The following is a 14,248-nucleotide window of genomic DNA, read 5'->3' as shown; positions in this document are numbered from 1 at the left end:
AGCCGACCAATGAAGATCAGCAACCACAGAACCAGGCGTTCCGCGCTGGCCGTCGCCCTGGGTTCCGTGCTCGCGCTCACCGCCACCGCCTGCGGCGACAACGGCAGCGGAGCGGCCGGGGACAAGGGCGACGAGGGCTCGGGCAAGGGCGAGATCACCTTCTGGGACAACAACGGCGGTGTCCGCACCGACATCTGGAAGCAGATCATCGCGGACTTCGAGAAGAAGTACCCGGACATCAAGGTCAACTACGTCGGCATCCCCGCGGCGAGCGCCCAGTCGAAGTACGACACCGCCATCCAGGGCGGCGGCCTGCCCGACGTCGGCGGTGTGGGCACCGCGATGCTCGCCGAGGTCGCGGTCCAGGGAGCGCTGGAGCCACTGGACAGCCGCGTGGAGAAGAGCCCGCTGAACGGCAGGCTGAGCCAGAACCTGCTCGACGTCAGCCGCGCCGCCGGCGGCGCGGGCAAGCTCTACCAGGTGCCGACCTCCGCGAACAACGGCACGCTGTGGTACCGCACCGACCTCTTCAAGGCGGCCGGCCTGGACGCGCCGACCACCTGGTCGAAGTTCTACGAGGCCGCCGACAAGCTCACCGACAAGGGCAGGAACCGGTTCGGCTTCACCATCCGCGGCGGCGAGGGCGCCATCGCGCCGGCCCTGGACGCGGTGTACGGCCAGACGGGCCTCACCTCGTTCTGGAACGGCGACAAAACCACCGTCAACGACCCGAAGAACGTGGCGGCCCTGGAGAAGTACATCGCCCTGTACAAGAAGGACACCCCGTCCGCCGACGTCAACAACGACTTCGCCAAGATGGTCGCCCAGTGGGACAGCGGCAGCATCGGCATGCTGAGCCACAACCTCGGCTCGTACCAGGATCATCTGAAGGCGCTGGGCGCGGAGAAGTTCAAGGGCATCCCGAACCCCACGCAGGACAACGGCACCCGGGTGCAGGTGTCCAACCCGGTCGACGGGCTGAGTCTGTTCAAGTCCAGCAAGAACAAGTCGGCGGCCTGGAAGTTCATCGAGTTCGCCGTCTCGGCCGCGGAGAACTCCAAGTTCAACGAGTCCGCGGGCCAGGTCCCGGCGAACACCGACGCCGCCGAGGACGCCTGGATCCAGCAGGCCGAGCCGACCAGGCTCGCCGCGGAGGCACTCAACGGCGCCGACACCAAGATCGTGCAGCTGCCGTACTACCTGCCCGACTGGAACACCATCTCCAAGGCCGACAACGAGCCCAACTTCCAGAAGCTGCTGCTCGGGAAGATGACCGCGAAGGACTTCCTGGACACGCTGGCCGACCAGCTCAACAAGGCGCAGGCGGACTGGAAGGCGAATCACTAGCTCCGCCGGTTCGCTCCGCCGGTCCGCCGGTCCGCCGGTCCGCCGTGCCGGTTCGCCGCGCCGGCCGGTCCGTGCGCGGCCGGTCCGGGGGCGCGGGACCGCCCTGCACGGGTGCCCCGTGGCCCGCGGACCGGCCGCGGCCGGACCGCGCGGTTCCCCCGCGCGGGGCCCATCCACCCGTCCCGCCTCACACCCCGTCCCACCCCGTCCCACCCCACCTCTTCCCCCCCCGGACCCCACCTCTTCCCCCGACCCCCTCGCCCTACTGGCCCATCGGGCCGCCGGCCCACCGGAAAGAGAGAGCCGCACCATGAACACCCGTGGATGTCATGCACGCGCCATAGCTTCCCTGGTCGGATGCACCGCCCTGGTCCTGGCCGCCACCGGCACCACCGCCCAGGCCCAGACGCGGCCGCGCGACCCCGCCCGCCAGGCCCTCCCCGCCGGCGACGGCTGGGGTTCCGCCACCACCGGCACCACCGGAGGAACGGCAGCCGACGCCGCGCACGTCTACACCGTCACCAACTGGACCGAGTTCAAGGCCGCGCTGAAGAACGGCTCGACCGCTCCGAAGATCATCAGGGTGAAGGGCACGATCGACGCCGCCGCCGAGGGCTGCGACTCCTTCGCCGTGCCGGGCTACGACTTCGACGCCTATCTGCGGAAGTACGCGCCGGAGAACTGGGGCTACGGCACCAACCTGGACGCCGAGCCCGACGACAGTCCCGAAGGCCTTCGCCGCGCCTCCGCCGCCCGCCAGGCCACCGCCATCAAGGTGGACATCCCCGCCAACACCACCGTCATCGGCATCGGCGGGAACGCGGGCTTCAAGGGCGCCAGCCTCCAGATCGAGGCCGTGGAGAACGTCATCGTCCGCAACCTCACCTTCGAGAGCCCGCTCGACTGTTTCCCGCAGTGGGACCCGACCGACACGGCCGTCGGCAACTGGAACTCCGAGTACGACAGCGCGGTGGTCTACGGGTCCACCCATGTCTGGCTGGACCACGACACCTTCACCGACGGGGACCACCCCGACAGCTCGCTGCCCTCGTACTTCGGCCGGATCTACGAGCAGCACGACGGCGAGCTGGACATCGTCAAAGGCGCGGACTACGTGACCGCCTCCTGGAACGTGTTCACCGACCACGACAAGACGATCCTGGTCGGCAACAGCGACAGCGCCTCCACGGCCGCCGTCGACCGGGGCCACCTCAAGGTGACCTTCCACCACAACCTCTTCTCGAACCTGGTCGAGCGCGCGCCGCGCGTCCGCTTCGGCCAGGTCGACTCGTACAACAACCACTTCGTCGCGGACGCCGGCTTCTCCTACAGCTACGGCGTCGGAATGGAGTCCCAACTCGTCGCCGAGCACAACGCGTTCACCCTGCCGGGCGGGATCAGCGCGGCGACCGTCCTGAAGAAGTGGAAGGAGGCGCCGCTCACCGCCGCGGACAACTACGTCAACGGGGTGGCGACGGACCTGATCGCCGTGCACAACGCGGGGATCCCGTCCGAGACGCTGCAGTCCGGCGCCGGCTGGACCCCGACCCTGCGGACCCGGGTCGATCCGCCGAGTGCGGTGCCGGGCATCGTGGACCACCGCGCGGGCGCGGGCAAGGTCTGCTGACCATGGCCGAAGCCCCGTTCAGCAGAAGGACGTTCGTCGCCGCGGGCATCGGAGCCGTACTGGCTCCGGCGCTCGCGGCACCCGCCCGCGCGGTCGACCGGTCACCGTTCGGACGCTACGGCTCGCCCTCCGCGCGCCTCACCGCCCGCACTCTGTACGTGCATCCCGGCGGGCGCGGCGACCACACCACCGTCCAGGCCGCCGTGAACGCGGCGAGCGGAAGCGGATACACGCTGGTCGTCGCCCCGGGCACCTACCGCGAGACCGTGGCCGTCGGCACCGACCGTACGGAGATGACCTGGATCGGCGCCTCCGGGGACCCGCGGGACGTCGTCGTCGTGTACGACAACGCGGCCGGCACGCCGAAGCCCGGCGGCGGCACCTACGGCACGACCGGGTCGGCCACCACGACCGTGCAGGCCGACGGCTTCACCGCCCGCCGGATCACCTTCGCCAACGACTGGCTGCGCGCCGGCCACCCCGGGATCACCGGCACCCAGGCGGTCGCCATCAAGGTGCAGGGCGACCGCTCGGCCTTCGTGGGGTGCCGGTTCCTGGGCCACCAGGACACGCTGTACGCCGACTCCATGGCGCTCGGCACCTTCGCCCGGCAGTACTACCGCGGCTGCTACGTCGAGGGTGACGTGGACTTCGTCTTCGGCCGGGCGACCGCCGTCTTCGAGCGCTGCCACTTCCGCGCCCTGAACCGCACGGACCTGGCCGGGGCCCCGTACGGCTTCGTCTTCGCCCCCTCCACCGCGCGCGCCGACCCGCGCGGCTACCTGGTCACCCACGGCCGGGTCAGCAGCGAGGCCCCGGACGCGTACTACAAGCTGGCCCGCCCCTGGGTGCCCAGCTCGGACACCACCGCCCGGCCCATGCTCACCGTCCGCGACACCCGGCTCACCGCCGGGATCGACGCGGTCGCGCCCTACACCAACATGTCGGACACCTACCCGTGGCAGAGCCAGCGGTTCGCCGAGTACCGCAACTCCGGACCCGGAGCGGCGATCAGTGTCCCGCCGAACCGGCCCCAACTGAGCCGCTCGGAGGCCGAGTCGGCGACCCGCGAGGTGTACCTCGGCGACTGGTGCCCGTGACGGTTCGTCTCCCTCCCCATCAATGACCGCCGCCGGGACCGCGCCGTGACACGAGCGGACGAAATGCCGCCAGGGCGTCCGCGTAGTCGGACGCGGCCGGATCCCCGGTGGGCAGGGTGAGGGCCAGCGCCTCGGCCGCGCCCAGAACCGCCGACGCGAGTTCGTCCGGCGTCGTGCGGGCGATGACGCCGTCCTCGGAGGAGACGGAGACTCCGTCCTTGTTGCGTCGGAAGGAGAGGCCGAACGAGGTGTCGACACCGGTGAAGGCGAGTGTTCTGACACTGCCGCGGAGAAGCGCGGGGAGGCTGTCCAGCAGTTGTGTCACCGAGAGGTAGATCATCATGCCCCGGTCGGGGGTACGGCCCGCCGAGTCGGCCGTACCCAGATCCCCGGCGACGGACATGTCACCCAGGTCGAAGCCACTGGGGTCGCCCTGACCGGGCCTGACGGTGAACCGCACAGTGATCACGGGGTGTAGCTCTTTCCTACCGGGAAGAAGGTGATGATGCGGTTCCCGTCGTCCGAGTCGACGACCAGGCGGTACCGGGCCCGCATTCCGTTCACGATCATCCTCTTCTCATAGGTCTGCATCCGGCGCGCGGGATCGGAGACCCGCGTGCCCTTCTCGATCATCGTCTCCGCGGCCTTCTCCACCTGAGCGCGTGTGGTCGACGGAGGCAGGAGATCGCCGTGGCCGCCGTTCGCGGTGCCCGCGATGTGACGTTCGTCGATGTGCTGCCAGCCCTCCTTGGGGTTGCCGTCCTCCATCCTCGGAGCGGTGCGGCAGAGCGCCAGCCCGTAGGGGTCGATCCAGGTCAGCGGATGCGGGCCGTACCAGTACGGGTTCGGACCCGTGTCCAGACCGAGCGGGTCGGACGAGACGTACCGTGCGGTCTCCGGGTCGTAGTACCGGTGGAAGTTGTGGTGCAGGCCGGTTTCGGGGTCCGCGTACTGGCCCGGGAACCGGAGCGGGCAGTCCACGGACTCACGGTCGTCCGTGGGGGCGGGATATCGCGTTCCCCAGAGGGTGGTACGGCGCTGCCAGGCCACGTCGCCGTCGGTGGAGACGAGTTCGGCCGGGGTACCGACCGAGTCCGTGACGACGGCGTGGAAGCGGACGGTGCGGTCGGCCGTCGTGTCCTCGGCGAGCCGGGCGAGGAACGAGGCGCCCGGGGCGATCTCCGCGGGTCTGTGCGTGGTCTGGGCGAGCGGACGGTGTGTGCCGGGTGCGTAGTCCCAGGTGGCGACCCTGCCGTCAGCGGCTCGCTGTTCGGCGAGACGGGTGTCGTCCCAGGTGAAGTCCGTGCGATCGGTCTCTGTGCCGTCGTCGCCGAGACGGTACTTGGACATGCGGCGACCGAGCGGATCGTAGGCGTAGCGCCAGCGCCCGCCGTCCGGTGTGGTGGCCTCGGTGAGTCGGTCCTCGGCGTTCCAGGCGAACGTCCAGACGCGCTGCTGCCCGTTGAGCAGCTTGCGGACCCTGCGTACCAGGCGGCCCTGCTCGTCGTACGCGTACGAGGTGCGGCCGGAGCGGCGGACGAGGGTGCCTTCGGACGCGTGGTCGCCGGTCGCGTCGTGGGCCGGCGCCGAGCGTGGGTGAGGTTGCCCGACGCGTCGTACGCATAGGTCTCGGTCCATCCGTGACCGCGCACGCCCGTGACCCGCCCCATGACATCGAGGTCGTAGCGCCGGGTGCCCGTGGTGAGTTCGCGGACCTCGGTGACGTAGCCGTCGGCTCGGTAGGCGTAGGCGCGGTGCTGGAGCAGGAGGTCCGCCTCCGCGGCGCCCCGTGTCGTCAGCGACTGGGTGGTGAGGCGGTCGCCCGCGTCCCAGCTCTGGGAGAGGGCTGTGTCCGTGCCGATGAGGCGACGTGTCTCGCGTCCGGCCGCGTCGTAGGCGAACCGCAGCTTCCCGTCCGCGACCAGGAGCTCGGCCGGTCGCCCGGCGGGGTCGTACGTCCATCGCGAAGTGACGCCGCTCGGGGTACGGCGACGGGTACGCCGTCCGAGAGCGTCGTAGGCGTGCGTGGTCGTGCGGCCGTTGACGGTTTCGGCTAGAACACGGCCGAGCGCGTCGCGCTCCATGGTGAGGTCGGCATCCGCGTTGGCGGTGCGCGCGAGGTGACCGTCCGGACCGTACGTGTACGTCGTGACGGTGCCCGTGTCGTCCGCCTGCTCCGTCACCCGGCCGAGTGCGTCCCGGGTGAAGCTCAACGTCTCCGCGGCGCCGTTGGTGCGGGACAGCAGACCGCCCGCGGCGTCGTGCGTGTAGGTGAGGGTACGACCGTCGAAGTCGGTCTCCGCCGTCGGGCGGCCGGCCGCGTCGTAGGTGTACGACCAGGTCAGCCCCTGCGGGTTGGTGACGCCGGTCAGCCGTAGCTCGGTGTCGTAGGTGAACGTGTGAGCCGCACCGTCCGGGTCGTTCCGGGCGGCGGCAACGTCGAAGTGACCGGTGGTGCGGTGAGTCGTGTTCCCCGCGGTAGCGGTATGGGCGAGGAGGTTGCCCTCGGCATCCCAGGTCCACAACTCCCGCGTGCCGCCGGCTTGTTCGCGCCAGGCAGGCCTGCCCTCGGTCGTCCAGCCCATGCGGGTGGTGTGGCCCAGCGGGTCGGTCACCTCGACGACGCGGCCGAAGGAGTCCCGGCGCACGGACGTCGTGTGACCCAGTTCGTCGGTGAGGGCGACGGGCAGCCCGGCCGCGTCGTGGGCCGTCGTGCGGGTGTGGCCGAGCGCGTCCGTGACGGACGTCCGACGGCCCGACTCGTCGTAGGTGTACCGGGTCTCGGCACCGGCCGGGTCGGTGGTCGCCAGCAGGTTGCCGCGCTCGTCGTGGGTGTGCCGCCAGATCGCCCCACCCGGTTCGAGGACCTCCGTCGGCAGGCCGTGCGCGTCGTGGACGGCCCCGGCCACCGACATGTCCGGCAACGTGAGCCCGGTGAGATTCCCGGCGCCGTCGTAGCCGTACCGGGTCGTACGTCCCAGCGGATCGGTGACCGAGCGGAGCCCCGCACCCCACTCGTCCCACTCCGTGCGGGTGACGTGCCCCAGCGCGTCCGTCTCCTCGACGACCAGGCCCTCGGAGTTGTACCGATGGCCGGAGACGTGGCCGAGGGAATCGGTGTACGTCGTCGTGGAGGTGGCGTCGTCGTACGTCAGCGTGCCGGACAGGATGCCGTCGACACCCTCGGTACGGACGACCCGCCCGCGCTCGTCGTAGACGTACGAGAACCAGGTCCCGTTGCGGTCCGTCCACCGCGTCATCCGGCCCTGGTCGTCGTAGGTGAACCGCAGTGGTTCACCACTGGAGTCGATCACCTCGGTGAGGTTGCCCGACGGGTCGTAGCCGTATCGCATGACGAGCGTGCCCTCGCCCACCGGGCCGTCGGGGCCGTACCGGGAGGGGGGTTCGTCGAGCAGGCGCAGGGCGGTGACGCGGGGGCCCCGGGTGTCGACGGCCAGGTAGTAGCCACCGGAGTGGCGGATGCCGAACGGCACGCCCTCCTCGTCGCGTTCGACGTCGATCCGGGCGCCGTTGCGGTCGCTCCAGGAGTCCAGCGGCAGATGGACGACGCCGAAGGAGCCCGAGGAGAAGGGGGTGCTGAAGGTGCGCACGACGCCGGTGCGGGGGTCGGTGATCGTCATGACGCCGTCGGGTTTGCCGTCCCAGCACAGGGGCCAGCGAGCGCCCTTCACCGGGAGCGTCGCCACGTCCGGCTCCGGCACGGGATAGACGAGCCGCATGCCGTCCGACGCCGCGAAGACGACCCCCTCGCCGTCGATCTGCACGCACTCGTCGAGGGTCGACGTCCAGGTGGAGCCGAAGCAGACCCCGCCGCGGTAGGAGGACAGATGGGTGCGCTGGAAGAGGAGGGGGAGGGAGGCGGGCAGGGTCAGGTCGGTCCGGGTCATCAGCATGGCGCCCGTCGCCACGTCGATCGGCTCGCCGACGCAGGGTGTGCGGTCCGCGGTACGCGCGGCCGGTCCGAGCTCGACGAGGTCGGGGCGGAGCGACGGTGGCCGCAGCAGCAAGGGAGTGGTGTCGCTGAACGCGCCCTCCACCCCCGCCTTGAGCATGTCGCTGCCCGCGCCCAGCGCGCCGCCGAAGATCATGCCGTCCTTGGCGGCCTGGTTGACCTCGTCCAGGCTGAAGCCCTGCTGAAGTCCGGTGACAATCTTCAGCGGCTGGGCGACGGCGAGATCGACGGTGACCGACTCGATCCCGCCGAAGGAGGCCGCGACCAGGGTGGCCGCCGCTATCTCGGCGACGGTGGTGGACACGGCGACGCCCATGGTGGCGCCGAACTCGATGATGGCGTCCGCCGCCGCGACGGCGGCTCCGGAGGCGAGGCCCGCGGTGAAGAAGGCGAGTGCCACCCCGCCCGCGATCACGGCGGCGTCGATGCCGATCTGCGTCCAGAGCTTGTTGATGGCGTCGTCGATCGCGTCCGCGAACTTGTCCAGCGCCGTCGCCATCGCCCGTGCGGACCCGGCCAGATCGCTCAGCCAGCCGGCGTCCTTGCCCTTGGCGTAGCGGTCCCAGAACTTCGCGAACGCGTCGATCGATTCACCGGTGTTGTGGTGGATGAGGGAGGAGGCGCTCGTGTGCACCGGCCCCCGTACGTCGTCGACCGCGTCGGCGAAGGTACGCCAGGCGGTCGCCGCGGACCGCAGGGAACCGGAGTTGGCGTCCGGCCACCACAGTCCCAGCTTCAGCAGGATCTTCTTGGCCTCGTCCTCAACGCTCACCGGCACCGTCGCTCTGCTTGTCCTTGCCCGTGACCTTCACCTCGGTGAACATCCCGGCGATCAACTGGTCGTTGTCCGCGTGTCCGTCGGCCAGGTCGTCCATGGCCTCGTGGATGCTCACCAGGCCGAGTACGAGCGTGCCCGCGGCGCTCTCGATCTTCTTCTGCAGGGGTGAGTAGGAGTCACCGAACTCGTTGCCCTGCTCGTCGTCGCCCCAGGGCTTGCCCAGACCGTCCAGGGTGGTGACGAGAGTGGTGAGCGCTTTGCTGAGGTTCTTCGCCCCTTCCTGGAAGTCGGGCGCCGCTCGCTTCAGATCGGCGGTGCGGATGTGCAGGACCATGCCGTCGCCGTTGCCCTCACCCACGCGGATCTCCCCGTCCGACGCACCGTTCGCATGCGCGTTCCGACCCCAGGAGATTCCCTCCAAGAGACGGTCAAGGACATGTCACGCGGGGGCAATGTGTCGGTGGAAGTGCCCCCCGCGGCTGGGATATCGATCGGATAAAGGCTCTCGCGTGTCGTGGGTGATGCGCGTAGACAGTCGGTGACCTGGTGCGGAACGGCCGGTTAACCAACTCACCCAGATCCGGAGAACCCATGCGGAAGTCCCTCAGAACTGCGGCCATCGGTGCCGCCTGTGTCGTCGCCGGTGCAGCCCTCTACGGCACCGGTGTCGCCACCGCCGGGCAGTCGACGGCGAACTCGACCCACGAGCCCTACAACATCGGGGTGTTGGTCAAGGACATCGACACCTACTACGGCACCACGCTCGACAGCAACGGCGTGTACCAGGCCTCCAGCACCAGCCAGTACGCCAAGGACCTGGCGCGCCTGGAGTCGGACGCCGAGCGCCACATCGACAAGGCGGCGCACAAGGCGAGGCACCGGGGCGAGAAGCCGGCGGTCGTCTTCGACATCGACGACACGCTGCTGCTCTCCCTGGACTACGAGAAGAAGACCAACTACACGTACAACGGCGCCACGTGGACGTCGTACGTGGCCCAGGCCGACCGTCCGGCCGTCTTCGGCACCCCCGAGCTCGTCGCGTACGCCAAGTCCAAGGGCGTCGAGGTCTTCTACAACTCGGGCCTGAAGGAGTCGCAGCGCGTCGACGCGGTCACGAACCTCAGGAAGGTCGGCGCCGACGTCAACCTCGACGCCGCCCACATGTTCCTCAAGGACGCCGCCAACCCGCCCGCGTACCTGAGCTCCTGCGCCACGGCCGCCGCCTGGAACTGCACCACCGTGCAGTACAAGGCCGGCACGCGTAAGCACATCGAGTCCCTCGGGTACGACATCGTCGCCAACTTCGGCGACCAGTACTCGGACCTCGACGGCGGCTACGCCGACAAGACCTACAAGCTGCCGAACCCGACGTACTTCGTCAGCTGACACACCCTCACCGTCCCTGTGGGACAAGGCGGACGCCCCCGCCGGTCGTCACCGGCGGGGGCGTTTCTCTGACTGGCTCCGAGGGGGGGCTCAGGCCAGCAGATCCATGGGGCCGAACAACGCACCGGGTTCGGCGGGGCCGAGCCCGTGGAGCCGTCGACCGGTGTCCTTCCTCCACGCACTGGAGAGGACGAAGAAAACGAGCGGGCGGTTGTTCCGCGGCACGAATCCGTGCTGCCGAGCCGCCTCGGGCCGCCTGGCACGAGGCCGTTGGTCCGTGGTGCGCGCCCGCGGCGGGTGGCCCGGCCGCGTATACGGTCCGCGTCCGCGACCCATGGGGAAATCGGTGTCCCCGTGTGACGCGATGCGTGGCCGCGGGGGCGTTCGGGCAGGGCCTCGAACGGCGTGTGGCGGCCCGCACCGGATTCCGTAACACAGGGAACACCTGAACGAGGTTCAACGCGGGAACAATCCAGCCAGCATCCGCACACCCGCCACGCAGGTTACGAGGAGTATCGCCATGTCCGAATCACAGAAGGTGGCAGAGCGGCCAAGTGCCGTGCCACCGGCGGCGAACAGCGTCGACCGGTTTTTCAAGATCTCCGAACGGGGTTCCACGTTCGGGCGGGAGATACGCGGCGGTTTCGCCACGTTCTTCACGATGGCCTACATCCTTGTCCTGAATCCGATCATTCTCGGCAGTGCCAAGGACAAGTTCGGCCACCACCTCGACAGTGGCCAACTCGTCACGGCCACCGCCCTGGTGGCCGCCGTGATGACCGTCATCATGGGGGTGGGTGGCAACCTGCCGCTCGCGATCGCGGCGGGCCTCGGACTGAACGCCGTCGTCGCCTTCCAGATCGCCCCGCTGATGAGCTGGCCCGACGCCATGGGCCTGGTGGTCATCGAAGGCGTCATCATCTGCGTACTGGTGCTCACCGGACTGCGCGAAGCGGTCATGAACGCCATCCCGCAACAGCTGAAGCACGCCATCGGCGTCGGCATCGGACTGTTCATCGCCTTCATCGGCTTCGTGGACGCCGGCTTCGTCAGCCGCATCCCGGACATCGCGAACACCACCGTGCCGGTGCAACTGGGCGCGACGGGCTCGCTGACCGGCTGGCCCGTCCTGGTCTTCTGTCTCGGCGTGCTGCTCACCATCGGACTGATGGCGCGCAAGGTGAAGGGCGCCATCCTGATCAGCATCGTGACGATGACCGTGCTCGCCGTGCTCATCAACTCGGCCGCCGACATCAAGAGCTGGGGCCTGACCACGCCGAAGATCCCCTCCGACGTGGTGGCCGCCCCGGACTTCGGCCTCGTCGGTCACTTCAGTCTGTTCGGCGGCTTCGGCGAGACAGGCGCCCTGACGGTCGTCCTGCTGATCTTCACCCTCATCCTGTCGGACTTCTTCGACGCCATGGGCACGATCGTCGGCATCAGCGCCGAGGCCGGACTGCTCGACGACGAGGGCAAGGTGCCCGGCATCGGCCGCGTGCTGTTCATCGACGGCGCCGCGGCGGTCGCGGGCGGCGCGGCCTCCGCCTCGTCCAACACCGCGTACATCGAGTCCGCGGCAGGGGTCGGCGAGGGCTCGCGGACCGGCTTCTCGAACCTGATCACCGGCGGCATGTTCGCTCTCGCCCTGTTCCTGACCCCGCTGCTCACCATCGTCCCGCTCCAGGCGGCGGCCCCCGCCCTCGTCGCGGTCGGCTTCCTGATGATGACCCAGGTCAAGCACATCGAATGGGACGACTACGAGATCGCGATTCCCGCGTTCCTCACCATCGCGGCGATGCCTTTCTCCTACTCGATCACCAACGGCATCGGTGCGGGTTTCGTCGCCTACGTCGTGATCAAGGCGGTGCTCGGCAAGCTCCGTGAGGTCCACTGGCTGCTGTGGGCCGTGTCGGCGCTGTTCCTCGTGTACTTCGCGATCGACCCGGTGAGGCAGCTGTTCGGCGTCAAGTGACGGCACGCGAAGGGCCGCCCCGGGGATGCGGGGCGGCCCTTCGCGCGTCGTGCGGGGCGCCTCAGTTCTTCAGGGCCGCCTGCATCATCGCCCTGGCCACCGGGGCCGCCAGGCCGTTGCCGCTGACCTCGGAGCGGGCCGCGTCGGACTGCTCGACCATGACCGCGACGGCGACCTCCTTGCCGTTCGAGTCGGACTTCGCGTACGACGTGAACCAGGCGTAGGGCGTCTTGCTGTTGTTCTCGCCGTGCTGGGCCGTTCCCGTCTTGCCGCCCACCGTCGCGCCGGGGATCCTCGCGTTCGTGCCCGTGCCGTCCTCGACGACCGTGCGCATCGCGGACCGGAGCTGTTCGGCGGTCGACGGACTGACGATCTCCTTGGTCTCCGTACTGTCGTCGTAGTTCTTCACCACAGTGCCGCCGGCGTCACTGGTCTGCGTCACCATGTGCGGCGAGACCTGCTTGCCGTCGTTGGCAATAGCCGCCGACACCATGGCCATCTGGAGCGGGGTCGCGGTCACGTCGTACTGGCCGATGCCCGTCAGCGCCGTGGACGACTTGTCCATGTCCGAGGGATAGACACTCGGGTACGCCCGCACCGGCACATCCTGCGAGGTGTCGTTGAAGCCGAACTTCTCGGCCATCGCCCTCAGCCTGTCCTGGCCGAGGTCGACGGCCATCTTCGCGAAGACGTTGTTGCAGGAGTACTGCAGCGCGACACGGATCGAGGCGTTCGCACAGGGTGCGGAGGCGCTCTCGTTCTTCAGGACGGTCGTCGTGTTCGGCAGCGTGTACGGGTTCGGGCTGTCCGTCTTGGCATCCACGTCCGCGTACAGCCCGTCCTCCAGGGCGGCCGCGGCGACGACCAGCTTGAACGTGGACCCCGGGGGCAGCGGCTGGCGCATCGCCCGGTTGGTCATCGGCTTGTCCGCGTCCGTCGTCAGCCTCTTCCAGGCGGCGGAGTCGCCGGTGCTCAGCAGCGAGGGGTCGTACGACGGCGTGGAGACGGCGGCGAGGATCCTGCCGGTCGTGGGGTCGATGGCGACGGCCCCGCCCTTCTTGTCGCCGAGCGCCCTGTACGCCGCCTTCTGCACGTCCGGGTCGATCGTCGTGACCACGTCACCCGGATCGGCGCGCTTGCCGGTGACCGTGTCGAGGGGGTTCCTGAGCTGGATGTCCGTGCCGTCCAGCAGGTTCCGGTAGATGCCCTCCAGCTGGGTCGCCCCGAACACCTGCGAGCTGTAGCCCGTGACGGCCGCGTACAGGCTGCCGTCGGTGTACGTGCGCTTGTACCTGAGGTCGCTGCCCTTCGTCTGCGCGGAACCGGTGATCGCGTCGCCGGCCACGATGATGTTCCCGAGCGGGTTCGCGTACTGCTCGATCGCGTTCCGCCGGTTGTTCTTGTCGTCCGCGAGTGCCTTGCCGTCGTAGAACTGCACCCAGGTCGCCCTGACCAGCAGGGAGATCACGAGCAGCAGGGTGAAGACGGCGGCACGCCTGATCGTCTTGTTCATCCCGCTCAGAAGGACGAGCGGGCGGGGGCGAAGCGTTCCCTCCCGCCGGTATTTCTCATCCGCCGTTCATGATGTCCGGGTCAGCGCGCCAGGGTGAGAACGACCTCGTCCGTCTCCTCGCCCCGGGCGTGCGCGTACCCCCGGGCCCGCGCGGTGACCTGGAACCCGCACTTCTCCAGGACCCGCCGTGACCCGGTGTTGTCGGCAGCCGCCCGCGCGTACAGCGGGCGCTCGGGCACCTCGGCCAGCAGGTCCCGCAGCGCGGCCGTCGCGATGCCCCGGCCCCAGTAGGCGCGGTCGATCCAGTACGTGACCTCGCGCTCACCGGGCTCCCCGTACACCGCGGCGCTGCCCACCACGTCGCCGTCCGCGAGCACCGTGCGCGTCACGTCGGACGAGGCGCGGACACGCTTCCAGTGGGCGTCGAAGGCCTCCCGGTCGGCCGGGTCCCTGGGGGTGAACGCGGCCGTCCGGAGGGACTCGGGGTCGTTCAGCTGCCGGTAGAAGACCGGCAGGTCGCTGTCGTGGACCGGGCGGAGCGCGACCTCCATG

9 protein-coding genes and 1 pseudogene are annotated in these 14,248 nt (G+C 69.5%); 5 read left to right on the top strand and 5 right to left on the bottom strand.

The features are described from left to right. The first annotated feature begins 9 nt into the window (after positions 1-9). The 3 genes from OHB41_RS13475 (at position 10) to OHB41_RS13465 (ending at position 4,074) form a co-directional block, all read left to right on the top strand. Positions 10-1,347 carry an ABC transporter substrate-binding protein gene (locus tag OHB41_RS13475; protein ID WP_266698251.1) on the top strand — a complete coding sequence of 446 codons (1,338 nt, stop codon included), beginning with the start codon at positions 10-12 and terminating at the stop codon, positions 1,345-1,347. Between the two features lie 310 nt (positions 1,348-1,657). After that, positions 1,658-2,974: a pectate lyase family protein gene (locus tag OHB41_RS13470; protein WP_266698249.1), complete on the top strand. Its 1,317-nt coding sequence runs from the start codon at positions 1,658-1,660 to the stop codon at positions 2,972-2,974. A gap of 2 nt (positions 2,975-2,976) precedes the next feature. Further along, positions 2,977-4,074 (top strand): pectinesterase family protein, encoded by a 1,098-nt coding sequence (locus OHB41_RS13465; protein WP_266698247.1) that lies wholly within the window; start codon positions 2,977-2,979, stop codon positions 4,072-4,074. Positions 4,075-4,093: 19 nt separating this feature from the next. On the opposite strand, the gene OHB41_RS13460 is transcribed toward OHB41_RS13465, so the two are convergent. The 3 genes and pseudogenes from OHB41_RS13460 to OHB41_RS13440 form a co-directional block, all read right to left on the bottom strand. Beyond that, positions 4,094-4,543, bottom strand: coding sequence for a hypothetical protein (locus tag OHB41_RS13460; RefSeq protein ID WP_266698246.1), 450 nt, complete (start codon positions 4,541-4,543; stop codon positions 4,094-4,096). Beyond that, positions 4,540-8,825 (bottom strand): annotated as a pseudogene (locus tag OHB41_RS52610) (RHS repeat-associated core domain-containing protein). The gene OHB41_RS13460 and the pseudogene OHB41_RS52610 overlap by 4 nt, the downstream one beginning before the upstream one ends. Next, entirely contained in the window at positions 8,809-9,183 is a 375-nt protein-coding gene (locus OHB41_RS13440; protein WP_266698244.1) for a hypothetical protein, read from the bottom strand. The pseudogene OHB41_RS52610 and the gene OHB41_RS13440 overlap by 17 nt, the downstream one beginning before the upstream one ends. A 233-nt stretch (positions 9,184-9,416) precedes the next feature. On the opposite strand from OHB41_RS13440, the gene OHB41_RS13435 reads away from it, so the two are divergent. Both OHB41_RS13435 and OHB41_RS13430 read left to right on the top strand, forming a co-directional pair. After that, positions 9,417-10,211 carry an HAD family acid phosphatase gene (locus tag OHB41_RS13435; RefSeq protein WP_266698243.1) on the top strand — a complete coding sequence of 265 codons (795 nt, stop codon included), beginning with the start codon at positions 9,417-9,419 and terminating at the stop codon, positions 10,209-10,211. A gap of 520 nt (positions 10,212-10,731) precedes the next feature. Beyond that, positions 10,732-12,183, top strand: coding sequence for an NCS2 family permease (locus OHB41_RS13430; protein WP_266698241.1), 1,452 nt, complete (start codon positions 10,732-10,734; stop codon positions 12,181-12,183). A 61-nt stretch (positions 12,184-12,244) separates the two neighbouring features. Here the strand turns inward: OHB41_RS13430 and OHB41_RS13425 are convergent, their stop codons facing one another. Both OHB41_RS13425 and OHB41_RS13420 read right to left on the bottom strand, forming a co-directional pair. Then, entirely contained in the window at positions 12,245-13,696 is a 1,452-nt protein-coding gene (locus OHB41_RS13425; RefSeq protein WP_266698239.1) for a peptidoglycan D,D-transpeptidase FtsI family protein, read from the bottom strand. Between the two features lie 80 nt (positions 13,697-13,776). Next, positions 13,777-14,247 (bottom strand): GNAT family N-acetyltransferase, encoded by a 471-nt coding sequence (locus OHB41_RS13420; RefSeq protein ID WP_266698238.1) that lies wholly within the window; start codon positions 14,245-14,247, stop codon positions 13,777-13,779. Between the last annotated feature and the right edge of the window lies 1 nt (position 14,248).

It is taken from the genome of Streptomyces sp. NBC_01571 (assembly GCF_026339875.1).
Classification (GTDB): Bacteria; Actinomycetota; Actinomycetes; order Streptomycetales; family Streptomycetaceae; genus Streptomyces.
This window is presented reverse-complemented; position numbering and strand designations above follow the sequence as displayed.